Annotated in this window: 26 protein-coding genes; 5 read left to right on the top strand and 21 right to left on the bottom strand. The window is 59.8% G+C overall.

The window, feature by feature from the left end; all coding sequences use genetic code 11:
• Positions 1 to 48: 48 nt before the first annotated feature.
• Entirely contained in the window at positions 49 to 924 is an 876-nt protein-coding gene (locus tag ISN74_RS15010; RefSeq protein ID WP_188799980.1) for a LysR substrate-binding domain-containing protein, read from the top strand.
• 54 nt (positions 925 to 978) lie between these two features.
• Here the strand turns inward: ISN74_RS15010 and ISN74_RS15005 are convergent, their stop codons facing one another.
• The 18 genes from ISN74_RS15005 to ISN74_RS14920 all read right to left on the bottom strand — a co-directional run bounded on the left by ISN74_RS15005 (position 979) and on the right by ISN74_RS14920 (position 16,804).
• A complete protein-coding gene (locus ISN74_RS15005; RefSeq protein ID WP_188799979.1) occupies positions 979 to 1,662 on the bottom strand; it encodes a DUF2931 family protein in 684 nt (227 codons plus the stop codon).
• A gap of 26 nt (positions 1,663 to 1,688) precedes the next feature.
• Positions 1,689 to 2,369 (bottom strand): DUF2931 family protein, encoded by a 681-nt coding sequence (locus tag ISN74_RS15000; protein ID WP_188799978.1) that lies wholly within the window; start codon positions 2,367 to 2,369, stop codon positions 1,689 to 1,691.
• A gap of 26 nt (positions 2,370 to 2,395) precedes the next feature.
• Positions 2,396 to 3,100 (bottom strand): DUF2931 family protein, encoded by a 705-nt coding sequence (locus ISN74_RS14995; RefSeq protein WP_203546625.1) that lies wholly within the window; start codon positions 3,098 to 3,100, stop codon positions 2,396 to 2,398.
• Positions 3,097 to 3,801 (bottom strand): DUF2931 family protein, encoded by a 705-nt coding sequence (locus ISN74_RS14990; RefSeq protein WP_203546624.1) that lies wholly within the window; start codon positions 3,799 to 3,801, stop codon positions 3,097 to 3,099. Before ISN74_RS14990 ends, ISN74_RS14995 begins: the two co-directional genes overlap by 4 nt.
• Positions 3,798 to 4,481, bottom strand: coding sequence for a DUF2931 family protein (locus ISN74_RS14985; protein ID WP_188799977.1), 684 nt, complete (start codon positions 4,479 to 4,481; stop codon positions 3,798 to 3,800). Before ISN74_RS14985 ends, ISN74_RS14990 begins: the two co-directional genes overlap by 4 nt.
• Before the next feature lie 8 nt (positions 4,482 to 4,489).
• Positions 4,490 to 6,301 carry a phospholipase effector Tle1 domain-containing protein gene (locus ISN74_RS14980; protein WP_188799976.1) on the bottom strand — a complete coding sequence of 604 codons (1,812 nt, stop codon included), beginning with the start codon at positions 6,299 to 6,301 and terminating at the stop codon, positions 4,490 to 4,492.
• 170 nt (positions 6,302 to 6,471) lie between these two features.
• A complete protein-coding gene (gene ptsP, locus ISN74_RS14975) occupies positions 6,472 to 8,214 on the bottom strand; it encodes a phosphoenolpyruvate--protein phosphotransferase (RefSeq protein WP_188799975.1) in 1,743 nt (580 codons plus the stop codon).
• Positions 8,215 to 8,389: 175 nt separating this feature from the next.
• A complete protein-coding gene (locus ISN74_RS14970) occupies positions 8,390 to 8,659 on the bottom strand; it encodes an HPr family phosphocarrier protein (protein WP_188799974.1) in 270 nt (89 codons plus the stop codon).
• Complete coding sequence (locus tag ISN74_RS14965) at positions 8,652 to 9,044, bottom strand: PTS sugar transporter subunit IIA (RefSeq protein WP_188799973.1); 393 nt, start codon at positions 9,042 to 9,044, stop codon at positions 8,652 to 8,654. Before ISN74_RS14965 ends, ISN74_RS14970 begins: the two co-directional genes overlap by 8 nt.
• 43 nt (positions 9,045 to 9,087) lie before the next feature.
• Positions 9,088 to 9,981, bottom strand: coding sequence for an RNase adapter RapZ (rapZ, locus tag ISN74_RS14960; RefSeq protein ID WP_188799972.1), 894 nt, complete (start codon positions 9,979 to 9,981; stop codon positions 9,088 to 9,090).
• A gap of 4 nt (positions 9,982 to 9,985) precedes the next feature.
• Positions 9,986 to 10,936: an HPr(Ser) kinase/phosphatase gene (hprK, locus tag ISN74_RS14955; RefSeq protein WP_188799971.1), complete on the bottom strand. Its 951-nt coding sequence runs from the start codon at positions 10,934 to 10,936 to the stop codon at positions 9,986 to 9,988.
• Positions 10,937 to 11,117: 181 nt separating this feature from the next.
• Positions 11,118 to 11,444 (bottom strand): ribosome hibernation-promoting factor, HPF/YfiA family, encoded by a 327-nt coding sequence (hpf, locus tag ISN74_RS14950; protein WP_188799970.1) that lies wholly within the window; start codon positions 11,442 to 11,444, stop codon positions 11,118 to 11,120.
• A 162-nt stretch (positions 11,445 to 11,606) separates the two neighbouring features.
• Positions 11,607 to 13,094: an RNA polymerase factor sigma-54 gene (locus ISN74_RS14945; RefSeq protein ID WP_188799969.1), complete on the bottom strand. Its 1,488-nt coding sequence runs from the start codon at positions 13,092 to 13,094 to the stop codon at positions 11,607 to 11,609.
• Positions 13,095 to 13,236: 142 nt separating this feature from the next.
• Entirely contained in the window at positions 13,237 to 13,953 is a 717-nt protein-coding gene (gene lptB / locus ISN74_RS14940; RefSeq protein ID WP_188799968.1) for an LPS export ABC transporter ATP-binding protein, read from the bottom strand.
• Positions 13,954 to 13,962: 9 nt separating this feature from the next.
• Positions 13,963 to 14,586 (bottom strand): lipopolysaccharide transport periplasmic protein LptA, encoded by a 624-nt coding sequence (gene lptA, locus ISN74_RS14935; RefSeq protein ID WP_229679305.1) that lies wholly within the window; start codon positions 14,584 to 14,586, stop codon positions 13,963 to 13,965.
• A complete protein-coding gene (gene lptC / locus ISN74_RS14930) occupies positions 14,558 to 15,238 on the bottom strand; it encodes an LPS export ABC transporter periplasmic protein LptC (protein WP_229679303.1) in 681 nt (226 codons plus the stop codon). The genes lptA and lptC overlap by 29 nt, the downstream gene beginning before the upstream one ends.
• Complete coding sequence (locus tag ISN74_RS14925; RefSeq protein ID WP_188799966.1) at positions 15,235 to 15,777, bottom strand: KdsC family phosphatase; 543 nt, start codon at positions 15,775 to 15,777, stop codon at positions 15,235 to 15,237. The genes lptC and ISN74_RS14925 overlap by 4 nt, the downstream gene beginning before the upstream one ends.
• Positions 15,778 to 15,793: 16 nt before the next feature.
• On the bottom strand, positions 15,794 to 16,804 hold the full coding sequence (locus ISN74_RS14920; protein WP_188799965.1) for a KpsF/GutQ family sugar-phosphate isomerase: 1,011 nt from the start codon (positions 16,802 to 16,804) through the stop codon (positions 15,794 to 15,796).
• 157 nt (positions 16,805 to 16,961) lie between these two features.
• Between ISN74_RS14920 and ISN74_RS14915 the strand changes: the two genes are divergently transcribed.
• Complete coding sequence (locus tag ISN74_RS14915) at positions 16,962 to 17,201, top strand: BolA family protein (protein WP_188799964.1); 240 nt, start codon at positions 16,962 to 16,964, stop codon at positions 17,199 to 17,201.
• A gap of 314 nt (positions 17,202 to 17,515) precedes the next feature.
• Entirely contained in the window at positions 17,516 to 18,775 is a 1,260-nt protein-coding gene (gene murA / locus ISN74_RS14910; protein ID WP_188799963.1) for a UDP-N-acetylglucosamine 1-carboxyvinyltransferase, read from the top strand.
• Between the two features lie 288 nt (positions 18,776 to 19,063).
• Here the strand turns inward: murA and ISN74_RS14905 are convergent, their stop codons facing one another.
• The 3 genes from ISN74_RS14905 to purM all read right to left on the bottom strand — a co-directional run bounded on the left by ISN74_RS14905 (position 19,064) and on the right by purM (position 21,582).
• Positions 19,064 to 19,771 (bottom strand): DUF3108 domain-containing protein, encoded by a 708-nt coding sequence (locus ISN74_RS14905; protein WP_188799962.1) that lies wholly within the window; start codon positions 19,769 to 19,771, stop codon positions 19,064 to 19,066.
• Between the two features lie 44 nt (positions 19,772 to 19,815).
• Positions 19,816 to 20,478: a phosphoribosylglycinamide formyltransferase gene (gene purN, locus ISN74_RS14900; RefSeq protein ID WP_188799961.1), complete on the bottom strand. Its 663-nt coding sequence runs from the start codon at positions 20,476 to 20,478 to the stop codon at positions 19,816 to 19,818.
• A 75-nt stretch (positions 20,479 to 20,553) separates the two neighbouring features.
• Positions 20,554 to 21,582, bottom strand: a complete 1,029-nt coding sequence (gene purM / locus ISN74_RS14895; RefSeq protein WP_188799960.1) for a phosphoribosylformylglycinamidine cyclo-ligase — start codon at positions 21,580 to 21,582, stop codon at positions 20,554 to 20,556.
• A gap of 96 nt (positions 21,583 to 21,678) precedes the next feature.
• Here purM and ISN74_RS14890 point away from each other — a divergent pair, with 96 nt between their 5' ends.
• Positions 21,679 to 22,674, top strand: coding sequence for a DUF2066 domain-containing protein (locus ISN74_RS14890; protein ID WP_188799959.1), 996 nt, complete (start codon positions 21,679 to 21,681; stop codon positions 22,672 to 22,674).
• 6 nt (positions 22,675 to 22,680) lie between these two features.
• A complete protein-coding gene (locus ISN74_RS14885) occupies positions 22,681 to 23,259 on the top strand; it encodes a CDP-alcohol phosphatidyltransferase family protein (RefSeq protein ID WP_203546623.1) in 579 nt (192 codons plus the stop codon).
• Positions 23,260 to 23,274 lie beyond the last annotated feature (15 nt).

Genomic DNA, 23,274 nt, shown 5'->3' with positions numbered 1-23,274 from the left:
CCTATTAGGAAAATTTGAAATATCTAATCAACTATATAAAATAAGCTGATGCTTAACGTCAGCCTGCGCCAGCTCGAGGTTTTCGTACAAATTGCTCAGCACGGCAGCGTCCGGGCCGCAGCGGATCTCCTTCACCTCACCCAGCCAGCCGCCAGCATGGCCTTGGCCGAGATGGAGCGACAGCTCGACGCGCCCGTCTTCGACCGGGAGCGGGGCCGCCTGCGCCTCAATGCGCGAGGGCGCGAGCTACTTCCGCTGGCTCAGGAGCTGCTGGAGCGTCATGCCGAGTTCGGACGCCGGGCCACCGGCAAGACCGTGTCGCTGGCAGGCGATCTGCGCATCGGCGCAAGTAACACCGTTGGCAATTACCGCGTCGGTGAGCTGCTTGGCGATTTCGTACGTGCACACCCGCAGGTAGCGATCCGTCTTCGCGTGGCCAATACAGGCGATATCGCCGCTGCCGTGCTCGATCACAGCCTTGATATCGGATGTGTGGAGGGACCTGTCACACATCCACTACTTGAAGCTCGCCCGTGGCGTGACGACGCCCTGGTGGTTTGTGCGCCACCGGATCATCCGCTAGCAAAAATACGCGGTCTTAAGCCCGAACATTTTGCCGGAGCGCGTTGGGTGCTGCGCGAACCTGGCTCGGCCACCCGTGCTACCAGCGAGCGAGCGCTTGCCCTGCTACCTCCCGGTGAAACCGTGATGGAGCTGGATCAGATCGAAGCCATCAAGCAGGCTGTGACCGCTGGCCTTGGCATTGCCTGCTTGCCGGAAGTCGCAGTTGTTGACGCGCTGGCTACCGGCCGACTGGCTGCACTTAAGACACCCTTTCTGGATTTGCGTCGCAAGCTCTCGATCTTGCTGCATCGGGAAAAATATCGTGGCGCGGTGCTGGAGGCGTTCCTGGCATCGGTATAAGCAGCTGTGCGCCGCCTATGCGTCTGGTGAGGATGATACGAATTGCCCGTCCTCTCATCGTGGTGATGATGGGTGTTCGGGGCATTTCCAGGAGTCGTAGGGGATGGTGTTAGTTTTAAGATATTCCTGTGTTTCCGGATTGAGCTTGTCTAACGAATAGGCGTATCGGCCATGGTTGAGCCCTTCATCGGGTCCTTTGGGTTCTACTTCAGCCTTCTGACACAAAATTTCCACGGGTGTGCTGACGGAACTTCGGATCCACGCTTTGACCCAGCCGCCGGGCGCTAGCTCGATGGCCAAAAGATCCTGGTAGGCAAACCCCTTTGGATGTTTCGGATACGGCATTTTCTTCACCATCTGCTCGCGCACCGACTCGGATATGTTCAATGTGATGCGATACGTCTGCGGCTCGACCAAGGATTGCCAGCGCACAAAGATGCGTTTAGGCAAAGCAGAACCGGTAATCGACCGGCCTGCGCCCATGGGAACCTGCATCGGCTCGGGCCAACCCTCCGGATCTTCCTGCGAACTGGTTCCCGTGGTCCCACCTGTTACATCGCGATAGTAGAGACCATGTGCATCTTCCACATCCACCCTTTCTACCCATACCTCCATGTAGGGCGGGGCGAAGAAGCCTACATACCAGTCTTCATCTTCCGGTAAGGGCGCCTTGTAGCTTCCTCCCGCTGTGGTGCAGTTGGTGAGAAAGAGCAGCCACAGGCAGCATAGGTATTTCATGAGCACTGCATGGTTACCCGACCCTTTCATTGCAATACCGATGTCTGCTCGGGGCATTTCCAAGAGTTGAAAGGGATGGGATGAGTTTTTAGGTATTCCTGTGTTTCTGGGTGGAGCTTGTTCAATGCATAAGCGTAACGGCCATCGCTAAGCCCTTGATCTGGCCCCTTAGGCTCCACTTCGGCCTTCTGACACAAAATCTCCACGGGCATGCTGGCCTCATTCATGACCCACGCCTTGGCCCATCCGCCAGGCGACAATTCGATGGCGAGCACATCTTGATATTTCAGCTGATCCGGATAGCTCACGTAAGGCGCTTTTTTCAGCATCTGTTGACGTGCCGATTCGGGTATCTCCAGAGTGACACGATAGGTTTGCGGTTCCGCTAGCGATTGCCAGCGAACGAAAATACGTTTGGGTAAGGCCGCACCGGTGATATAGCGTCCTTTTCCCATGACGACTCCCAATCCTTCGGACCAGCCAGCGGGATCGCCTTCATAGCCCATTGCGACGGTCCCCCTCCAAATATTGGCAAAGTAAAGGCCGTGAACATCTTCCACGTCCACCCTCTCCAGCCACACTTCCATATAGGACGGGGCCTCAAAGCCCAGATACCAAGCGTCATAGGGCAATTCTCTCTTGAGCGGCCCTCCTGCCGAGGAGCAACTCGTGAGAAAGAGCAGCCACAGGCAGCATAGGTATTTCATGTCCAGTGCACGGATACATGGCATTTTCATTGCGATGCCGATCCGTGTTCGGGGCATTTCCAGGAGTCGTAGGAGATGATGGGATGCGTTTCCACATAAGGTGCTGCGCGTTCGGATAGTGGGCGATATTTGCCTCCGGATAGACCGCCGTACGGCCCCTTAGGCTCCACTTCGGCCTTCTGACACAAAATTTCCACGGGTGTGCTGACGGTACTTTTGATCCAGGCCTTGACCCAGCCGCCAGGCGCCAGCTCGATGGTCAAGATGTCCTGATAGGCCAAGTCCTGTGGGTGTTTCGGATACGGCATATTTTTCACCATCTGTTCTCGTACCGATTCGGATATGTCCAATGTGATGCGATACGTCTGCGGCTCGACTAAGGATTGCCAGCGGACAAAGATGCGCTTAGGCAAAGCAGCGCCAGTAATCGATCGGCCTGCGCCCATGGGAACTTGCATCGACTCGGGCCAACCTTCCGGATCTTCTTGTGAACTAGTTGCCGTGGTCCCGCCTGTTACATCGCGGTAGTAAAGACCATGTGCATCTTCCACATCCACTCTTTCTACCCACACCTCCATGTAGGGTGGAGTGAAGAAGCCTACATACCAGTCTTCATCTTCCGGTAAGGGCGCCTTGTAGCTTCCTCCCGCTGTGGTACAGCCGGTGAGAAAGAGCAGCCATAGGCAGCATAGGTATTTCATGTCCAGTGCACGGATACATGGCATTTTCATGGCGGTGTCGATCCGTGCTCGGGGCATTTCCAAGAGTCGTAAGGGATGATGGGGTGCGTTTCCATGTAAGGTGCCGCACGTTCGGAAAGTGGGCGATATTTGCCTCCGGATAGGCCGCCGTACGGACCCTTAGGCTCCACTTCGGCCTTCTGACACAAGATCTCCAAGGGCGTGCTTTCAGAACTTTGGACCCATGCCTTGATCCATCCGCCAGGGGCTAGCTCAATGGTCAAAACATCCTGATAAGCCAGGTCCTGTGGATGTTTCTGATACGGCATATTTTTCGTCATCTGCTCGCGTACCGACTCGGATATGTCCAATGTGATGCGATACGTCTGCGGCTCGACTAAGGATTGCCAGCGGACAAAGATGCGCTTAGGCAAAGCAGCGCCAGTAATCGATCGGCCTGCGCCCATGGGAACTTGCATCGGCTCGGGCCAACCTTCCGGATCTTCTTGTGAACTGGTTGCCGTGGTCCCGCCTGTTACATCGCGGTAGTAAAGACCATGTGCATCTTCCACATCCACCCTTTCTACCCACACCTCCATGTAGGGTGGAGTGAAGAAGCCTACATACCAGTCTTCATCTTCCGGTAAGGGCGCCTTGTAGCTTCCTCCTGCTGTGGTACAGCCGGTGAGAAAGAGCAGCCATAGGCAGCATAGGTATTTCATGAGCACTGCATAGTTACCCGACCCTTTCATTGGGATACCGATGCCTGCTCGGGGCATGTCCAAGAGTTGAAAGGGATGGGATGAGTTTTTAGGTATTCCTGTGTTTCTGGGTGGAGCTTGTTCAACGCATAGGCGTAACGGCCATCGCTGAGTCCTTGATCTGGCCCCTTGGGCTCCACTTCAGCCTTCTGACACAAGATCTCCAAGGGCGTGCTTTCAGAACTTTGGACCCATGCCTTGATCCATCCGCCAGGGGCTAGCTCAATGGTCAAAACATCCTGATAAGCCAGGTCCTGTGGATGTTTCTGATACGGCATATTTTTCGTCATCTGCTCGCGTACCGACTCGGGTATGTCTAGCACGATGCGATATGTCTGCGGCTCGACCAGGGATTGCCAGCGCACAAAGACAAGTTTGGGCAGCGCCGATCCGGTGATCGAGCGTCCCTTTCCCATCGGTACTTGCATCGGCTGAGGCCAGCCTCCGGGAGCTTCTTGCCCGCTTGTTGCGGTCGTGCCGGCCAAGATGTTGCTGTAGTAAAGGCCACGCACGTCTTCCACATCCACTCTTTCCATCCATACCTCCATGTAGGGCGGGGCAAAAAAGCCTAGATACCAGTCTTCTCCCTGAGGCAATTTTGCCTTGAACGGTGTTGCTACAGAGACGCAACCTGTGAGAAGGCACATCAATGCGAAGTACAGATATTTCATGAGGTGCCTCATACGTTGTCGAGTACGACGCGTTTGCCGCTGGGGTCCGGGCGGTTGGGGTACAGCAGTTGTGGTGTGATGATTTCCTGCTCCAAATACTTAGAGGTTGCACCGAAATTCCAGTGCGCTGACTGATGGAGATACTTGCGGGCGAGGAGGGCTTCCTCCTCCGGGTCCAGAGGCTGACCGGCAAGCAGCTTTGTCGCGATAGGTTCTAATTCATCGGGTAGCGCATACGCGTATTCCTCCGGGATAGGTTGGAAAGGCACACCTGCATCCTTCGCTACCTTGTGCATCAGTCGCAACGGAATCAGCTGATAACTCGGATCGATCGGCCGCTCCAGTTTCACCGTGGCATACATCACCGGTTGTGTGATGTTTACGACACTCGTGCGGTCTGTATGTTTTTGCTGAAGTACTCGCCAACCGTCCACAGCGAGACAGCTATCGTCGATATCACCCAGTTTTTCTTTCCACATCTGGCGCTGCGTTTTGGCCTTTTGCCATGCGGTGCTTTGCGCGGGATCGGGCGCGTAGGTATCACCGTCGCGGTGTTGTAGCGCTTCAACCGAATGGATGGGCTTGATCATCATCAGAGGGCCTTCCTCCGTTTTGTTATAGCCGCCGCCGATATCTGAATGGACGCCGGGCAAAGCGATGTCGCGATGCTGTGGCTGCACGGTGGTTAACATGAAATTGGCGCGATGTTCATCGCGCGCGTGAATCTGCACGACTTGGCGTGCGCAGCGGGTGGGCAAGCCGACATGCAGCGGACCGGTTTTGCCGGAGCGCACATTGAATCCATCCGCCAGGCTGCCGCGAGCCACCACCGTGTCGAAAAGCCCGACGAAGTTGACTGCGACATTGTCGCGCAGATGAAATCCATCCTTGAATTGCGCTTTGGTGTAAAGCACCACTTTATTCAGAGGGCCGCTATCCTTGCGGTTGATTTCGTTGACACAGTGGCGTGCGGCTGCCGCGCCACGGCTGAAGCCGAAGACGTCGAATTCAAGCGCTTCGATAAAGACACCCGGAGTGCTTCCCGCAAAAATATTCAAGTTTGTCAGTACAGTTTGCGAAAGAGCCTGTTGTACTCGCGCAATCATGCCCGTATCGCCGGTACCGAACGAATAGCCTGGTAGCAGTGAATCGGGCTTGCCGGCTGTGGTGCCGATGCCGTCGACATAGATACGAACGTAGTAATAGCGTTTGATGTTCGCGTAGGGGCTTTTGATCTTGTACGGCTGTAGGCTGTCGTCTCGGTACAGCTTAAACAGCCGCGCCACATTACTGATCCCATTGTCGTAACTGGAACTGGACTCCAGCATGTATGGCTTGCAGTGCGCGGCAATCGCCGCTTGGTCGGCATCGCTCTGCCCAAGTTCGTCGCCCGTCGACGCGCGGCACATCTCGGCCATGGCGGTATTGCTCGCATTGTTGCCAGTGCCATCGAAGAACAGGCCGATGCGAATGATGACGCAGACATCGGGTGGAACGTACTCGACTTCCTTTGCTTGCTCCTGTTTGGGTCGTGTGGGTTTTGCGGGCGCTACGTTCCAGCCGCCGATAGTGCTGGGCGGCGGATCAGGCTTCCAGTTTTTCCCGCAGATGGTGAAATCGGATTCCGCCATGACGTAGCAGCCGCATTGAATTTTGAATGCGTTGAGCACATTGCCGCTTTGTCCGAAATCATCCGAGCGGCCGGGGACTGATTCGAGCAGGTCGTAGTACCAGCCGTGACGATCGCAGAGGACGGTATCGCGCGGCCTCGGATCGCGCTGGATGATGATGTTGGCGTACTTCCCTTCCACATAGGCCATGCGTGCAGTTCTGCTGGGGTTGCTGGAATCAGCACCTTTAGCAAAAGCTACTTTGAGCGTATGTAAGGGTTCTCTGGATTTGAGTGCCTATACGTCCCTGCCGAATGGATGGCATGGATCGGGACACATTTGTGCAGCCGTCAGGATGCTCCAGAAGAGGAGGCGTTCGCTTACGGGTGACAGCTGTTTACGATGTTTGCCAGCAGCAATTCGGCTTCCTCGTGTGTGCGAGAGCGAATCAATAGCGGGGCATGCTGACGTAATGTGGTGTGGTTGAGTGTGGCGAGACGATCACGCACATGAAGAATCTGGCTGGGGTGCATGCTGAATTCTTTCAGTCCCAGCGCGAGGAGCAGCGCAGTGAAGTTAACGTCACCACCGATCTCGCCGCAGAGGCTCACGGGCTTGCCAGCGCGGCGGCCAGCGCCGATGACGTGCGATAGCAGACGCAGCAACGCCGGTTGCAACGGGTTGTAGATGTTTTCCAGCGCGTCGTTGCCACGGTCGGCAGCAAGGACATACTGCGCCAGGTCATTGGTGCCGATGGCGAGGAAGTCGGCATGTTCGAGCAATGCACGTACGTTGATCGCTGCTGCAGGCACTTCGATCATGGCGCCTAGCGCCAGTTTTTCCGGCAGATCGACGTTCTCGCGCTTTAGATCCGTGCGCGCCAGCTTGAATAACGTACGTACAGCGATGAGTTCGTCTGGCTGAGTGACCATCGGCACCAGTACGCGTACTGGGCCGTAGCAGGCGGCGCGCAGGATCGCGCGGATCTGCGTGGTGAATACAGCAGGATGCCGCAGCGAGAGGCGCACCCCGCGAACACCCAATGCGGGGTTTTCTTCGCCGCGAATGGCCAGTCCTGCGGCGTCGGCCTTATCGGCGCCCAGATCCAGGGTGCGGATGGTGACGGGCATGCCGCCCATGCCGAGCACCACATCACGGTAGGCGATGAATTGCTCGTCTTCCGAGGGCAATCCCTTATGGCGCAGGAACAGGAACTCGGTGCGATACAGACCGATGCCGTCGGCGCCGCGTGCACGGGCGAGGGCGACATCGGAGCTGGATTCGGCGTTGGCCAGCAAGCGCACGCTGATGCCGTCGCGCGTTTGCGTGGGTGCATTGGCGAGGCTGGCCAGCCGGCGACCCTCGGCCGCGGCTTCGCGCTGCCAGGCGCGGTAGCGGGCCAGGTCCTGCGCAGTGGGATGCACCACGGCTTCGCCGTGCTCGGTGTCGAGCAGGATCAGGTCATCGTCGTGGATGGTCGCCAGTGCGTCGCGTGTACCCACCAGCATGGGCAGGTTGAGGCTGCGCGCAAGAATCGCGCTGTGCGAATACGGGCTGCCGGAACTGGTGATGACGCCGAGCAGGCCGTTGCCGGCCAGGTGTGCCATGTCGGCGGGTGCCAGCGTGTCTGCCACTAGTATTTCGCCGACGCGCGCGGCGAGCTTGCGTTCCTCAACGCTGGTCTGGCGCTGCAGGGCGGAAATCACGCGGCCGATCACCTGGTCGACATCTTCCATGCGGCTGCGTAGATAAGGATCGTCCATCGCGCCGAAGACCGTGGCGAGGCGATCGCGCTGTTTCTTTAATGCGGCACCGGCGCGGTAACGACCGATGGTGATCATTTCATCCAGGCCGCGCAGCAGTTCGGCATCGTCCAGCAGCAGGCTATGCGCATCGATGAACTCACTGACTTCGCGTGCCAGCGCGCCATGCAGCTTGCCGCGCAGCTCACGCAACTCCTGCCGCGCTGTTTCCAGTGCGGTATGAAGGTGTTCCAACTCGGAGGAAATTTCCTCCTCGGTCAATGGGCGCGTGTCGACCAGATAGCGGCTGGGCTGAACCAGCCTGGCGCGACCGAGGGTCATGCCGCGCGATGCCATCGTGCCGGACAGGATTTGCCTCATGCGTGGCCCTCGTTTCGAGGGCTGCGGGAGACGGGCAACGGAGAGCGCTGTAAGCCGCCATGGACGGCACCAGCGTCAAGGAGCGAGAAACGGGGGGCAACAGGCTGCCAGCACGGCATAACTCCGCGCGCTGCCTGTGTTTCCTTTTCCCTGTTTCCCGTTCCCTGCCTCATTCCTACGCCCCTTCGTCGAATTTGCGATTGAACAAATCCACCACTGCGTTCAGCGCAACCGACTCATCCGGACCCTCGGTGCGGATGGTGAGCGGTGTGCCAATGCCTGCGGCCAACATCATCACGCCCATGATGCTTTGTGCATTCACTTCGCGGCCTTTGCTGATCAACCAGACGGTGGATTTGAAACTTTGCACGAGCTGCACCAGCTTGGCCGATGCGCGGGCATGCAAGCCCAATTTGTTGGAGACGACAATTTCTTTTTCAAGCATGGTCTATGAATATTCCTCCGCGACCGCCGCTGGCCGCGATTTCCGCAAGTTCATCCAGCGGCTTGTCGGCGTAATTAAGCACGCGCAACAGCATGGGCAAGTTCAAACCTGATACGCAGCGCAGTCTTACGCCAACCGTACTCAACGACAGGCCGATGTTGCATGGCGTGGCGCCGTACAGATCCGCCAACACCAGCACACCATCGCCGTGATCCAGTTCACGCGCATGCTTGGCAGTCAGCGTGCGCATCACATCCGGATCAGAGCGTGCCGGCACTTCCACGGTGGCGACCCGCAGCGGCAGCTTCGGCAGCACGTGACGTGCCGCTTTCACCAACGCCTGGCCGACCGACTCGTGGGTCATCAGAAGCACGCCGACGCTCATGACACGGCGGCTTCGCTTGGGTTATGCAGTGACAACATAGGGATCACTCAAGTTCACGATGGAAAGTCAGTACGCCTTCACGGGCGGTGCGGTAGTGCGCGGCAAGTTTTTCGACCAGATAAACCGAACGGTGCCGGCCACCCGTGCATCCGATGGAAATGGTGACATAGCTGCGGTCGTCGGCTTCGAAGCGTGGTAGCCATGCGTCCAACCAGCGGGCGGTATCGGCGAAGTACTCGCTGACCATCGGCTGTTGGTCGAGGAAGTCGCGCACGGGGCCATCCTTGCCGGACAACGGGCGCAAGGTCGGCTCCCAGTGCGGGTTCGGCAGGCAGCGTGCGTCGAACACGAAATCCGAATCCAGCGGCAAGCCGCGACGGAACGCAAACGATTGGAACATCAGCGTCAGGCCGGCCGTGGTTTGCGCGTAGCCAGTGGCGATCAACCGGCGCAGCTGATGCACATTCAAGTCGCTGGAATCGATCACGCGTTCGGCAATCGCCATCAACGGGCGCAACAAGCGGCGCTCTTCAGCGATGGCATCGGCCAGCGACAACCCTCGCGTGGCCAGTGGGTGCCGGCGGCGCGTTTCCGAATAGCGCTTGATCAGCACCGCGTCGCTGCAATCGAGAAAGATCAAGTGCACATGCACGGTTGCTGCCAATGCAGAAAGCACCGCGGGCATGTGCTGGAAATCTTCATCGCGGTTGCGCACATCCACGCCAACCGCAATACGGCGCCGATGACTGTCGCCGTGTGTGGCAGCGTCCACTATTTGCGGCAGCAAGGCGCTGGGCAAGTTATCGACGCAGTAGAACTCCAGGTCTTCCAGCGCGCGCAGGGCGACGGTCTTGCCACCGCCGGACAAACCAGTGAGCACCACCAGATGGATGGCGTTCGGATCGTCGACGGGAGTCGGGCTGTCTTGCAAACTCATGGCATTACCACGGGGGCAGGCGGCGCATTTGATGGGCCTGGCGGTCCATGAAGCTCATGGCGGGGTCGATGCCCTTGCTCTTGAGCATATGGCTGCGCACGGCAGCTTCAACAAGCACGGCCAAGTTGCGGCCGGGCGCGACGGGCAGGGTGATCATCGGCATCTGCACATCGAAAATCTGGCGATGCCCGACGTCGCCAGTCAGGCGCGTCATGGCATCAGTGGATTCACCGTCGCGCAATGGCTTGAGGTGAACCACCAGACGCAGGTACTTGGAGGTCTTCACCGAGGTGTGGCCGAACATCTCGCGCACGTTGAGCACGCCCAGACCGCGCACTTCCAACAGATCCTGCAGCAGTTCGGGGCAGGCGCCGTCGATGACGTCGGGGGCGATCAGGGTGAATTCGGGCGCATCATCGGCAACAAGGCGGTGACCGCGGCTGATCAGTTCCAACGCCAGCTCGCTCTTGCCGGAACCCGCTTCGCCGGTGATCAGCACGCCGATCGAGAATACTTCCAGCAGCACGCCATGCAGGGTGATGCGCGGGGCCATGGTCCGGGCCAGGTGGTATTGCATCCAGGTCAGCAGCTCGTGGCCGCGCTTGGAACTGATCCACAATGGCGTGTTGGTTTCCTCCGCCACTTCGCGAAGGTCGGCAGGAATGGCTTGATCTTTGGTGACGATGAACGCCACCGGCTGAGTGGCTGCTGCTTTGTGCACCACTTCCCAGCGCTGGCGTGAATCCAGGCTGTCGAGGAAGCTCAACTCCTCCGTACCGATAATCTGGATCTTGTTCGGGTAGATGACGTTGAGATAGCCCACTAGCGAAGGGCGGCGGGCTGGCGTGGAGCCGTATTCGAGCACGCGCGTTTCGCCGCGCATGCCCGCGACCCACCGGAGCCCCATGCGCTCGTGGATGTCATCGTAGAGTTGACGTGCGGTAAGCCGATCCAAAAACGTTCCTTTTTGCCGTTGGGCTGCCTGGTCGGGGGCGGCGGCAGGAACATTGTGCCAGTTTGGGGCGGGCGGGTTGTAATCGGAGAAGAGGGAATCGGGGAGTAGGGGACGGGCGACCGGGTGGCATGGCCTTGTTCCGGCCCGCCTCCCGTGCGGGGAGGCGGGCGCGAGAATCGCGTTACATGGTGGCCTGGCGGACCTCGTAGACCTCGTTCTGGTGCTTGTCGCACAGCTTTTCACGGTAGCGGCGCAGTTGGGTCACGAGCGTATCGAACATTTTGTCAATGGAGACGTACATGTCGTTCTCTGTTGCCTTGGTATGCAAAGTCTTGCCAGCAAGGTTGAGCGTTCCTTCGGCACATTGCTGCAGCTTATTCACCGAAAGCACGATGTTCAGGCTGACTATGCGGTCATCGAGGCGGGTCAATCGATCAAGCTTGGCTTCTGCATGACTGCGCAGGGCCGGGGTGACTTCGATCTTTTGACCACTGAGTTGGAATTGCATGGTGCGCCTCCTTCAAGAGCTGCCGCCCGGGGGCGGCGTTGGATGGTGCTCAGATCGCCGTGAAACGATCGAAAGCACCGTGAAGCGAAACCTTGATCTTGTATATGGGAACGTTCCGTCGAGTGGCAAGTTCCCCGTCATGAATAACGGGGCCAGCTGGGTTCAGCTATTGCGCTGTCGTTCGCTGGAACTGGGAATACGCAGGATTTCCCGATATTTCGCGACAGTACGTCGCGCCACTTGAATGCCTTTGTTGTGCAACTCTTCGGCGAGTGCCTGATCTGACAGGGGCTTGCGCGGATCTTCACCGTCAACGAGTTTGCGCAGCATGGCCTGGATGGCGGTGGCCGATGCACTGCCGCCATCTTCGGTGGAAACGCCGCTGGAGAAGAAATACTTCAGTTCGTAAGTGCCGCGCGGCGTATGGATGTACTTGCGGGTTGTGACGCGTGAAATTGTTGACTCATGCATACCCACTTCCTCCGCCACTTCACGTAGCACCAGCGGTTGCATCGCTTCCGGACCATAGTCCAGGAACGCGCTTTGCCGGCGCACGATGGCATCTGCCACCTTTAAGAGTGTTTCGGCACGGGACTCCAAACTCTTGATGAGCCACCGTGCTTCCTGCAGCTGTCCGCGCATCCAGGTTGCATCATCACTGCGTGCTTGCGCAATAAGACTGCAGTAATGGTGGTTAAGACTTAGTTTCGGCTGGCTGTCGGGATTGAGAAGCACCCTCCAGCGGGGGCCGTCCTTGCGGGCATAGACGTCGGGCGCGACGTATTCCACCGGGGTGGTGTCCATCGCGGCGCCGGGGCGCGGATCCAGGCTGCGGATCAACAGTGCCGCGGCGGTGGTCTCTTCCTCGGTGGCGTGCAGGCGACGGGCGAGCTTGGCCACATCGTTGCGCGCCAACAGTTCCAGCTCGTTCATGACGATGCGCAGGGCGAGGTCGCGGTGCGGCGTGTCGGGATCGAACTGCTCAAGCTGGGCCCGCAGGCAATCAGGCAGGTCGATGCTGGCTACACCGGCGGGATCGAAATGCTGCAGCTGCCGGCGCACGCTTTCCACTTCCTCAAGCGTGGCTTTGAGGTGTGGTGGCAGTGCGGCGAGTACGGCATCCAGGCCTTCAGCCAGATAGCCGTCCGTATTCAAAGCATCGATCAACACCGTGGCAATGGCTTTCGCACGCGGTTCCATGGGTGTGAGATTTAGCTGCCACAGCAGGTGTTCCTGCAGGGACTCTGGCGCGGCGTTCTGCGGATCGAGGCCTTCCTCGTCGCGATTGTTCTGGCTGCTGCCGTTGCCGCTACCGTTGCTGGACGAGAAGTCAATCGGCTCGTCCGTGCTGATATCCGGTTCGGTCCACTCCGGTGCTTCGTCGTTGGTGTCGTTGACGCTGCCGGATGCGCCATCGCTATTGGCAGATACGGGGCTATCGAATTCATTTTCGAATTCGCCGTCTTCTTCGGTATCGCTTTGTTCGCCATCGGCATCTTCGGCGAATTCGAGCAACGGATTGCTCTCGGCAAGTTGGCGCAACTCAGCGGCCAGCTCCAGTTGCGACAACTGCAATAGCCGGATGGCTTGTTGCAATTGTGGCGTGAGAGCCAGTTGCTGATTAAGACGGAATTGGAGCCCTGGTTTCATGCCTGCCAAAAGGGTGAACGAGCCTTCATCCTAACCCTTCGGCGGAACGCCGACCATACTTGTCACGGCCGGAATGACCGGCCATGCATGCGGATGTGAAACTGCGCAAATTAGCTCTTGTAGCGTGAGTAAAGTTGAGCTATTACAGACGGAATTCCCGGCCCAGATAGACCTCGCGTACTTTCTCGTCGGCCAGGATGTGGGCTGGCGTGCCGCGTGAGAGAACTTCACCCTCATTCATGATGTAGGCGCGGTCGCAGATACCCAATGTTTCGCGCACGTTGTGATCGGTGATCAGCACGCCGATGCCGCGTTCTTTGAGATGTCGCACGATGCGCTGGATTTCACCCACCGAGATCGGGTCCACGCCGGCGAACGGTTCGTCCAACAGCATGTAACGCGGTTCCGCAGCGAGTGCGCGGGCGATTTCCACGCGGCGGCGTTCGCCGCCGGAAAGACTGATGCCTTTCTGTCCGGCGATGTGCGCGATCTTCAATTCGTCGAGCAAGCTTTCCAATTGCGCGTCGCGTTTGCGTTGATCAGGTTCGCGCAATTCCAGCACAGCCATGATGTTGTCCGACACGCTCAGGCGGCGGAACACCGAAGCTTCTTGCGGCAGATAGCCGATGCCGAGCTTGGCGCGTGCGTGCATGGGCAGGCCGGTGATGTCCTGCTTGTCGAGCTTGATCGCGCCGCCGTCGGCTTCGATCAGGCCGACGATCATATAGAAACAGGTAGTCTTGCCGGCGCCGTTAGGGCCGAGCAGACCGACCACTTCACCCTGGCGGATCGAGAATGCGAAATCGCGCACCACTTTGCGTGCGCGGAAACTTTTTTGCAGACCTTCTGCGGAAAGCATAGAGAACGTTTATTCCTTGGTCGGCGCGCTGCTGGCAGGCGCCGGCGCGGTGGATGAGCTGGAGGCGGAGGCCGGCTTGGCCGCGCCCGATGCCGGTGTGCTGGCGGCCGGCTTGGCCGGCGGGTTGGCCGCTGGCGCGCCCGGCTTGCCGTTCTTCGCTGGCGGCACCGGTTTCTGCTTGGGCAGGAAGGTCATGCGTACGGGGCCTTCGTTGCCGCTTTCACCCACCATGTAACCGGTCTGCGTGTTGTAGGTGAGCTTGGTACCAAACGACTCGCCCTTGGTCGCCTGCCACACGTGCGCGTGTCCGGTGAGGATCGCGATGCCGTTGACGTTGTCGTAATACAGCTGGTCCGCATCGCCCGTCATGAGGTTGCCGTTGTCATCGATCTGCTCGATGTGCGGCTGCTTCTTTGGGTCCGACGTCACAATGATGTGGTCGACAGAGGTGTCTTCTTTGGCCGTATAAATCTTCGCCAGCTGACCGGTCAACTTCATGGTGCCCTGGGTGATCAGGACGTTGCCCTTGAAGGTGCTGACGGAGTTGGGCTCGTTGTAGCCATCCATGCTGTCGGCGTGTACCACGTGAATCGGCTGATTGCGGTCATCCGTCCTTGCGAGCGCTTGCTGCATCAACAATAGACCGACAGTCAACAGACTTAGCCGTAGCATTGTTCTGGCTTGAATACAGCACGCCGTGCACGTCATTGAGCAACTCCATATGGTTATCGTTGAGGCTGGCGCGCATGCCGACGCCGTTCATTACGGTGGCTCCCTGCGTCATGGTGGCCGGGTCCGCGGTTTGCATGCGGTTCTCTTTCGGCCAGCCGGTGACATTGGAGGTGCATAATGTTGCCATGGGACTCAATGTTCCCGTGAGGCTTTGTACGAAGGCAGGCCGATGCATGTACATCGGGCCGTCCAGCCGCATCAGCGTACCGCTCTTGTTGACCCAGCCGAATGGTGCGTTGCCGCTCCAGTCCGGCACCCCTGGCTTTTTCGATTTGATGTCGAACACTGGGGCATTGATATACATCGACTCGTCGCCGGCACGACGATCCATGCGCGGCGAGGTCATGGTGAAGTTGAGCAGGCCTGTGACGTCGTAGCTCCACACCTTGGAGGTATAGAGCACGTAGTCGGAAATTGGTGGGCCTATGAAGTCGTTGGCTTCGGGTGCACCCACCACCCAACTGCGCAGCATCCAACTGGCGGGCGCGGCAATGGCCAGCAGCACGATAGTGGCCGCAGTACGGTTGTCCCGCAGGTATTGGCGAAGATTCACCGCCAGTGCTCCTGTTCTGCCGCGGTCTTACCTTGTGCGTGCAGGATCAGGTCGCACACTTCGCGTACCGCGCCCATGCCGCCGCCGAGCTGGGTTTGCCAATGCGCCCGCTCGACGACCCACGGATGCGCGTTGGCAACGGCCACGGCGAGCCCGCAGTTGGCCATGGCCGGCAGGTCGGGCAGGTCATCACCCACAAATGCGACCTCTTCGGGCCGAAGATTCAAGGCTTCGAGAATCTGCCGCAGGCATTCGCGCTTATCGTTCTGGCCCTGATAGACGTGCGCGATATCCAGTTCTTCCGCACGCAGTGCCAACGGATGGCTGATGCGCGCGCTGATGATGGCGACATGGATGCCGTTCGCTTGCAGGCGCTTGAGGCCAAGGCCGTCGTGCACGTGGAAAACCTTGGTCTCGTGGCCGCTTTCGCTGTACCACAGGCGGCCATCGGTGAGTGTGCCGTCCACATCGAACGCCGCCAGGCGGATCTTGGCGGCGCGGGCAAGCAGGTCGGCAGGAAGATTGGCGAGATAGCCCATGTTGTTGTGATATCCGTCAGACCACGCGTGCGCGCAGCAGATCGTGAATGTTCAGTGCGCCAACCACGCGCTGCGCGTGATCGACCACCAGCAAGGCGTGGATCTGATATTTCTCCATCAGCTGCGCCGCTTCGATGGCCAGCTTGTCGGCGCTGATGACCTTGGGACCACGTGTCATCAGGTCGCTGACCTTGGCGTTGCGCAGATCGACACCGTCGTCGTCCAGTGCGCGGCGCAAGTCACCGTCGGTGAACACGCCCAGCAAGCGCTGGTCGTCGTCGACCACGGCAGTCATGCCCAGGTGTTTGCGAGTCATTTCCATCAAAGCTTTGGTCAGGCTGGCGTCGGGGGAGATCATGGGGACGCCCGGGCCGGTGTGCATCACATCACTGATGTGCAGCAGCAGGCGGCGTCCCAGGCTTCCGGCTGGGTGAGAACGCGCGAAGTCCTCAGAGGTAAACCCGCGTGCCTCCAAAAGCGCGATGGCCAGCGCGTCGCCCATCACCAGGGCCGCGGTGGTGCTGGCCGTCGGGGCCAGGCCCAGCGGACAGGCCTCCGCGGAAATGCCTGCGTCCAGGTGCACGTCTGACTGGCCAGCCAGCGAGGAATCCGGGTTGCCGGTAATGGAGATCAATGGAATGCCCTGGCGCTTGATCACCGGCAGGATGAACAGGATCTCGTCGGTCTCGCCTGAGTTGGACAGGGCCAGCACCACGTCTTGGGGCAGGATCATCCCCAAGTCGCCGTGGCTGGCCTCACCCGGATGGACGAAGAAGGCCGGGGTGCCGGTGGAGGCGAGGGTGGCGGCGATCTTGCGCCCCACATGGCCGGACTTGCCCATCCCGGTGACCACCAGACGGCCCTTGCAGCCCAGGATCAGGCGGCAGGCGTCCACGAAGTTCTGGTCGATGCGCGGCTCCAGGGCGCGGATGGCGGCGGCTTCGGTAGCAATGACCGTGCGCGCGCTTTGCATGATGGAGGCGGCATCCACCCGGGTGGACTTGGGCTTGGCGATGGGGGCGTTCATGCGTCCTCGGTGGCAACTGGAGCATCTGTGTCGTTTCTGCGACAGAAGATTTCCATTAACATGGCATATTCGCATTCTATCTTGATGCCTGACGCCATAGCTTCGCCCTTTGACATCCGGCGACCGGCGTTCAGGATCCCAGTGATTTGAGAGACTCATGGACGCAGCCCGCATCCAGGCAATGATTGAAACGGGTCTGCCCGGCGCACAAGCCAACGTGCAAGGGGACGACGGCGTGCATTTCGAGGCTGAGGTGGTTGCCACGCAGTTCGCGGGCAAGCTGCCTCTGGCACGGCACCGGCTGGTCTACGCCACGCTGGGAGATCTGATGGGGGGCGCGATTCATGCGCTCGCACTCAAGACCCTTACCCCGGAAGAAGCCGCTGCGCGCCGTTGACGCCCGCTGCAGCAGCCTTCCGGGTTTTGTATTTACGAGCCTGTTTAAGGTCTTGGCGTGGCCCGCGCCGGGATTTGTTTGCCTGACGGGCAAGGAGGAACGAAGGCGTGTATGTCGATACACAACTGAGTGAGGACGCAGCCCGACGGGCAAACAAACCTGGCCCTTCGGGTTGCCACGGTGCGTCCACCATGCGGCAGCGCGCAGCTTGGCTTGCCAGCCAGGCAAGCGCTGCGCCGCGCACTACCACTTGGCGGACGCACCGTGACAACGCGGGCTACGCCGAGACCCTAAACAGGCTCTAAGGATTCCCGATGGCCAAAATCCTGATCAGCGGCGGTGAGCCGCTACGTGGCGAGGTTGGTATCTCCGGCGCCAAGAACGCCGTGCTGCCGATTCTCGCGTCCTGCCTGCTGGCCGACGAGCCGGTCACTATCAGCAACGTCCCGCACCTGCACGACGTCACCACCACCATGGAGCTGCTCGGCCAAATGGGCGTGCAACTGGTGCTGGACGATCGCATGAAGATCCAGGTCGACCCACGCTCCACCGATCGCTATTTCGCGCCGTACGAGCTGGTGAAAACCATGCGTGCATCGATCCTGGTGCTGGGTCCATTGGTGGCGCGCTTCGGCCAAGCCGAAGTCTCGCTGCCCGGCGGCTGCCAGATCGGTTCGCGTCCAGTAGACCAGCACATCCGCGGCCTGCAGGCGCTCGGCGCGGATATCGAAGTGGAAAACGGCTACATCAGGGCGCGGGCCAAGCGTCTGAAGGGCGCGCGCATCATCATGGACATGGTCACCGTAACCGGTACCGAGAACGTGATGATGGCTGCGGTCCTTGCTTCCGGCACCAGCATCATCGACAACGCCGCGCAGGAACCGGAAGTGGTCGACCTGGCCAACTGCCTCAACGCGATGGGCGCACAGATCGAAGGCGCGGGCACGTCCACCATGGTGATCCATGGTGTGGAACGTCTGCATGGCGCTACGTACGAAGTGCTGCCTGATCGCATCGAAACGGGCACCTTCCTGGTCGGCGCGGCGATGACCGGCGGCAAGGTGCGCGCCCGCAACGCTCGCGCTAATACGCTGGATTCGGTGCTGGCCAAGCTGGAAGAGGCCGGTGCGCACATCTCCACCGGTCCGGATTGGATCGAGTTGGATATGCAGGGCCGTCGCCCAAAGGCCGTGAACATCACCACCGCGCCGTATCCCGCATTCCCCACCGACATGCAGGCGCAATTCACCGCGCTCAATTGCGTGGCCGAAGGCGTTGGCATCATCACCGAGACGGTGTTTGAAAACCGCTTCATGCATGCGCATGAATTGCAGCGTCTTGGAGCGGACATTCGCCTGGAAGGCAACACCGCCATCATCCAGGGCGTGAGCAAGATGAGCGGTGCGCCGATCATGGCGACCGACCTGCGTGCTTCGGCATGCCTGGTGTTAGCGGGTCTGGTGGCTGAAGGCGATACGACGGTCGATCGCGTGTATCACATCGATCGCGGCTACGAGAACATTGAAGAAAAGCTCGGTACGCTTGGCGCGAAGATTCGTCGACTGCCGACCTGACGAGCGTTGCCCGAAATGAGAAAAAGCACTGCGCAATCGCGCAGTGCTTTTTTATTTGCGAGAAAGCCTGCAGGCATTCCAGAAAGTTGGATGTTACCTCACCCTCATCCCGGCGAAGGCCGGGATCCAATCAAAACATGTCGTGCGAAGCACACGACATAAAAGGTTTTGTGTGCTTCGCACAGCGTATTCAAACTGGATCCCGGCCTTCGCCGGGATGACGGTGAGGAGAGATTGGGGTTTGTAAAAAGGGGGAGCAAAAAAAGGCCGCTGCAGCGGCCTTTTTGATTATGGCGAGCTGTAATGGATCAACTGAAAAGTCAGGTCGCCGCCATCGCTCTGCGCCAGCTTCACCGGCACCGCGAATTGCTTGGGCACATACCACGCTTCAAAGTGCTTGTCCGAATCGGTACGTGCAACGCGTTCAGCGTGGAAACTGCCGGCTGGCACCTGCACGGCCTCGGTACCTTGTACCTTGAATTGTTGTTGCTCCACTTGCTGCTTTACGCCAACCGGAAAGGTCATGCTCTGGCTGCCTTTACTCAGTGCCAGGCCAATGGCGAGCGAGAGAACATTGCGGTCAATCAAGCCGGGTTGCGCGGCATAGGTGGAAGGGCCTTTGCCGTCATCCACGCTGACTTGCTTGGTGGTCCAGTTCACCTGCATCGCGCGTTGCTTGACCTTGAACGCGTTGACCTTGGATTTATAAGTCACGGTTTCAGGCGCGTCGTTGTTCCAGCGAAAACGCGAGACGTCGCTGGAGTTGGCGCCTAGCGCAGCAGCCAGTCCCGAGGTGCCTTGCGTCTGGTTGCTGTATTCGTACACGCCGTTGCCCAGGGATTTGAGCGTGATAGTCGCCTGGCCCATGGATTCGCCAGCCTGCGACACCTGATAGGTCGCCGTAAACGGCGTTGGCGGCGTGGCGAGCACGGCAGTCGAGGACAAAGCCAGCGAAAGGCCGGCGAGGAGAGCAGAGGGGAGTTTGAGTGTGCGCATGGATCGGCAGTTTACGCATCGATCCTGAACGCCTCGTTGAAATCCTAGCGAACGAGTTTTCCATCCTGCATCCGCAAAGGTTTGCGGAGCGATTCGCCGTCGAAGGTGATGCCATGTTCTCCCAACGCCAACCGGTCTTCGGCAATCACGGCGACGGTAGCGGGCAGCAGCTGGTGTTCAAGAGGAAGCAGGCGAGAAGCCAGCGAATGTTCGTCATCGCCGGCTTCGATGGACAGGATGGTCTGCGCGATCACCGGGCCGCCATCCAACTCCGCAGTGACGAAATGCACGCTGGCGCCATGTTCCGTGTCGCCCGCCTTGATGGCGCGACGATGAGTATGCAGTCCACGGTACTTGGGTAGCAGCGAGGGATGAATATTGATCATGCGGCCCACCCACGGCTTCAGTGCGTCGCCGTCGATGATGCGCATGAAGCCGGCGAGCACCAGAAGATCGGGTTTGCTTGCCGCGATGCGCTCGAACAGGGCGAGGTCGTAGTCGCGCCTTTCGGCATAGCCTTGCGGCTCAAGCACACAGGTCGGGACGCCAGCCATCTGCGCGAGCTGCAATGCACCGGCGTCAGACTTGTCGCTGGCAACCAGCACGAAGTCCACGGCCAGCTCGCCGCGGTCGCGCGCCGCCAGCAGCGCGGCAAAGTTGCTGCCGCGTCCGGAGGCGAGGACGGCGATACGAAGCGGTGATGGCATGTGTTTGAGAACGTATCAGGCTGCAAGGAGGGACGCGTTGCGCTCACCCCTCCCTACATGGCTCAAGAGCATTGCTCAGGCAATGTGTACGCGGTCGTCGCCTTGTGCCGGCACAACTTCGCCGATCACCGAGCTGGCCAATCCATGCTTTGCAAGCAGGGCGGACGCGGCGGCAACGGCATCACGCGGCAGCAACACGGTAAAGCCCACGCCGCAGTTGAAGGTGCGCCACATTTCCTCGCGAGCCACTTTGCCTTCACGCATCAGCCAGTCGAACACTGGTGGCAGCACGACGGCCGCGGCGTCGATCTTCAGGCCCAACCCATCAGGCACGACACGGATGATGTTTTCCTTCAAGCCGCCGCCGGTGATGTGCGCCATGCCGTGCACGGGCACTGACTTGAGCAGTTCCAGCATTGGCTTGACGTAGATGGTGGTCGGCGCCATCAGCGCATCGGCCAACGTGACGCCGCCGATATCCAGGTCGAGCGGGCTGCCGGCGCGTTCGACGATCTTGCGAACCAGCGAATAGCCGTTGGAATGCGGGCCGGACGACGCCACGCCGAGGATCACATCGCCGGCAACGATGTCGTTGCCGCTCAGCAATTCGGCCTTTTCCACTGCGCCGACCGTGAAACCAGCCAGATCGTATTCGCCCGGCGGGTACATGTCGGGCATTTCCGCCGTTTCGCCGCCGATCAGCGCGCAGCCGGCCAGCTCACAGCCCTTGGCGATGCCGCCGACCACTGCGACGGTGGTGTCCACGTCCAGCTTGCCGGTGGCGAAGTAGTCGAGGAAGAACAGTGGCTCGGCCCCTTGCACCAGCACATCGTTCACGCACATGCCCACCAGGTCGATGCCGATGGTGTCGTGACGGCCCAGCTGTTGGGCAAGCTTGAGCTTGGTGCCGACGCCGTCGGTGCCGGAAACCAGCACCGGCTCCTTGTAGCGCGTACCGAGATTGAACAGACCGCCGAAACCGCCCAGACCACCCATGACTTCAGGGCGAAAGGTGCGCTTGACCAGCGGCTTGATGCGTTCGACCACGGCATTGCCGGCATCGATATCCACGCCGGCGGCGCGGTAGGTGAGGGCGTCTGACATGGCGGACTCGGTTTTCCGAAAGCTTCTAATGATAGACGTTAAGCGTCGGATTGGGCAGACTTTCCGTCAAATCCCCGCCCCGAAGCCGGTCCGTCCATGCGCTTTTCACGTCTGCTGATCGTCACCTTGCTGCTTGGTCTTGTCGCGGGCATGCCTCGGATGGCGCTTAGCCAGACCGCGTCGCCCTATTCAGTGGTGGTGCCCGTCACCGATGTCAGCGACGCCCAGCGCAGTCAGGCTTTCGCCACCGCGCTGGGGCAGGTGCTGGCGCGGGTGTCCGGCGGTCAGGACCTGAGCAGCAAGGCCGGCTATGCCGATGCCATGCAAAATGCCGGCGGTATCGTGAAGCAGTTCCAGTACCAGCGCGGCCAGGGCAATCCACCCAGCCTCACCTTGTTGGTCACCTTCGACCAAGGTGCCGTGCAGCGCCTGATCACCCAGATGGGCGCGACCACGGCCGGCGTGAAGCCGCCACTGTTGCTCATAGTCAAAGGGACGGATGGCAATCTGCTGAGCAAGGACGACCTAAAAGCGCTTGCTGATGCGGTGAGCAAAAGCGGTTATCAGGTCAGCTATGCCGATCCGTCGCAGTTGCCCGATTTGGGCAAGCTGGAGGCGGCCGACCCCGCCGCCTTGTCCGCCATCTCTCGGCTCTATCAGACCGGCTTGGTGCTGGTCGGCGAGTTGCATGCCAATGGCGCCGACTGGTCGTTGATCAGCGGCGGCCAATCGCAGCACTGGAACGCCCAGGGCAGCAGTAGTGAAGACAGCCTTTTTGCCGATGCTGGCAAGAGCGCTACCGATCGCCTGAGCCAGGCGCTCAATGTGATCGGCGCGACCACCGTCGAAGGCAAGCTATGGGTCGGCGGTCTTCATTCGGCGATGGATTACGCCAATCTGCTGGCGACCTTGCGCGCCGATCCTTCGGTGCAGAAGGTCAGCACGCTGGGTGGCCAGGACGATGGCGTATTGCTTTCGGTGAAAGCAGGCATGCCGCTCGACGGACTGGCAGCCAATCTCACCGCCGGCGGACGTCTGATGCAGGGCAGTTCGCATGATGGCGCTGATGTCAGCCTGCGCTGGCTCCACTGAGTTCCGATGATCGCCGCGATGCCCACCGCGTCGCACTCGCCCTGGCGGCATTTACCCAACGCCATCTCGATGTTGCGCGTGGCCCTGGTGTTGCCGATCGGCTGGCTGTTGTTGCATAGAAACTGGTCTGTTGCCCTCGCACTGGTTGCGGTGGCGGGCGTTTCGGATGGGTTGGACGGCTTTCTGGCCCGTCATTACGGCTGGCAAAGTCGCCTCGGCGGCATGCTCGATGCGATCGCTGACAAATTGCTGCTGATTTGCTGTTTCGTGATTCTGGCCTGGCTGGGCGAGGTGCCGATATGGCTGGCGGCGATCGTTTGCGGGCGCGATCTGGTTATCGCGTTGGGGGCCTTGTCGTGGCGCTTGTTGATCGGACGCATCGATCCGCATCCCAGCCTACTCTCGAAAGCCTGCACCTTGATGCAGATCGTGTATCTGCTGGCCGTGCTGCTGGCCCTGATTCGTTGGCCTGTGCCCGTATCGTGGCCGTTTGCGTGGGCAGTCGCTGTGCTGTGTGTGGCCAGCGGACTGGACTACGTGATCCGCTGGTCCCGGCGCGCGTGGCGCGTCGGCCATGGGGTATGACGTACTTTCTTCATA

Source organism: Dyella caseinilytica (assembly GCF_016865235.1).
Lineage (GTDB): Bacteria > Pseudomonadota > Gammaproteobacteria > Xanthomonadales > Rhodanobacteraceae > Dyella_B > Dyella_B caseinilytica.
Note: the sequence above shows the minus strand (reverse complement) of the source record. Positions and strands in the feature narration are given on the sequence as shown.

Bases quoted from the DNA above. Each gene is read 5' to 3' on its own strand.
- ISN74_RS14905 (WP_188799962.1), bottom strand. From the start codon at position 19,771: ATGCGCACACTCAAACTCCCCTCTGCTCTCCTCGCCGGCCTTTCGCTG.
- ISN74_RS15010 (WP_188799980.1), top strand. From the start codon at position 49: ATGCTTAACGTCAGCCTGCGCCAGCTCGAGGTTTTCGTACAAATTGCT.
- ISN74_RS14945 (WP_188799969.1), bottom strand. From the start codon at position 13,094: ATGAAACCAGGGCTCCAATTCCGTCTTAATCAGCAACTGGCTCTCACG.
- ISN74_RS14980 (WP_188799976.1), bottom strand. From the start codon at position 6,301: ATGGCCTATGTGGAAGGGAAGTACGCCAACATCATCATCCAGCGCGAT.
- ptsP (WP_188799975.1), bottom strand. From the start codon at position 8,214: ATGAGGCAAATCCTGTCCGGCACGATGGCATCGCGCGGCATGACCCTC.
- purN (WP_188799961.1), bottom strand. From the start codon at position 20,478: ATGCCATCACCGCTTCGTATCGCCGTCCTCGCCTCCGGACGCGGCAGC.
- ISN74_RS14965 (WP_188799973.1), bottom strand. From the start codon at position 9,044: ATGAGCGTCGGCGTGCTTCTGATGACCCACGAGTCGGTCGGCCAGGCG.
- rapZ (WP_188799972.1), bottom strand. From the start codon at position 9,981: ATGAGTTTGCAAGACAGCCCGACTCCCGTCGACGATCCGAACGCCATC.
- purM (WP_188799960.1), bottom strand. From the start codon at position 21,582: ATGTCAGACGCCCTCACCTACCGCGCCGCCGGCGTGGATATCGATGCC.
- ISN74_RS15000 (WP_188799978.1), bottom strand. From the start codon at position 2,369: ATGAAATACCTATGCTGCCTGTGGCTGCTCTTTCTCACGAGTTGCTCC.
- ISN74_RS15005 (WP_188799979.1), bottom strand. From the start codon at position 1,662: ATGAAATACCTATGCTGCCTGTGGCTGCTCTTTCTCACCAACTGCACC.
- ISN74_RS14890 (WP_188799959.1), top strand. From the start codon at position 21,679: ATGCGCTTTTCACGTCTGCTGATCGTCACCTTGCTGCTTGGTCTTGTC.
- ISN74_RS14920 (WP_188799965.1), bottom strand. From the start codon at position 16,804: ATGAACGCCCCCATCGCCAAGCCCAAGTCCACCCGGGTGGATGCCGCC.
- ISN74_RS14970 (WP_188799974.1), bottom strand. From the start codon at position 8,659: ATGCTTGAAAAAGAAATTGTCGTCTCCAACAAATTGGGCTTGCATGCC.
- ISN74_RS14995 (WP_203546625.1), bottom strand. From the start codon at position 3,100: ATGAAAATGCCATGTATCCGTGCACTGGACATGAAATACCTATGCTGC.
- lptB (WP_188799968.1), bottom strand. From the start codon at position 13,953: ATGCTTTCCGCAGAAGGTCTGCAAAAAAGTTTCCGCGCACGCAAAGTG.
- murA (WP_188799963.1), top strand. From the start codon at position 17,516: ATGGCCAAAATCCTGATCAGCGGCGGTGAGCCGCTACGTGGCGAGGTT.
- hpf (WP_188799970.1), bottom strand. From the start codon at position 11,444: ATGCAATTCCAACTCAGTGGTCAAAAGATCGAAGTCACCCCGGCCCTG.
- ISN74_RS14885 (WP_203546623.1), top strand. From the start codon at position 22,681: ATGATCGCCGCGATGCCCACCGCGTCGCACTCGCCCTGGCGGCATTTA.
- lptA (WP_229679305.1), bottom strand. From the start codon at position 14,586: ATGCAGCAAGCGCTCGCAAGGACGGATGACCGCAATCAGCCGATTCAC.
- ISN74_RS14985 (WP_188799977.1), bottom strand. From the start codon at position 4,481: ATGAAATATCTGTACTTCGCATTGATGTGCCTTCTCACAGGTTGCGTC.
- ISN74_RS14925 (WP_188799966.1), bottom strand. From the start codon at position 15,777: ATGGGCTATCTCGCCAATCTTCCTGCCGACCTGCTTGCCCGCGCCGCC.
- ISN74_RS14990 (WP_203546624.1), bottom strand. From the start codon at position 3,801: ATGAAAGGGTCGGGTAACTATGCAGTGCTCATGAAATACCTATGCTGC.
- ISN74_RS14915 (WP_188799964.1), top strand. From the start codon at position 16,962: ATGGACGCAGCCCGCATCCAGGCAATGATTGAAACGGGTCTGCCCGGC.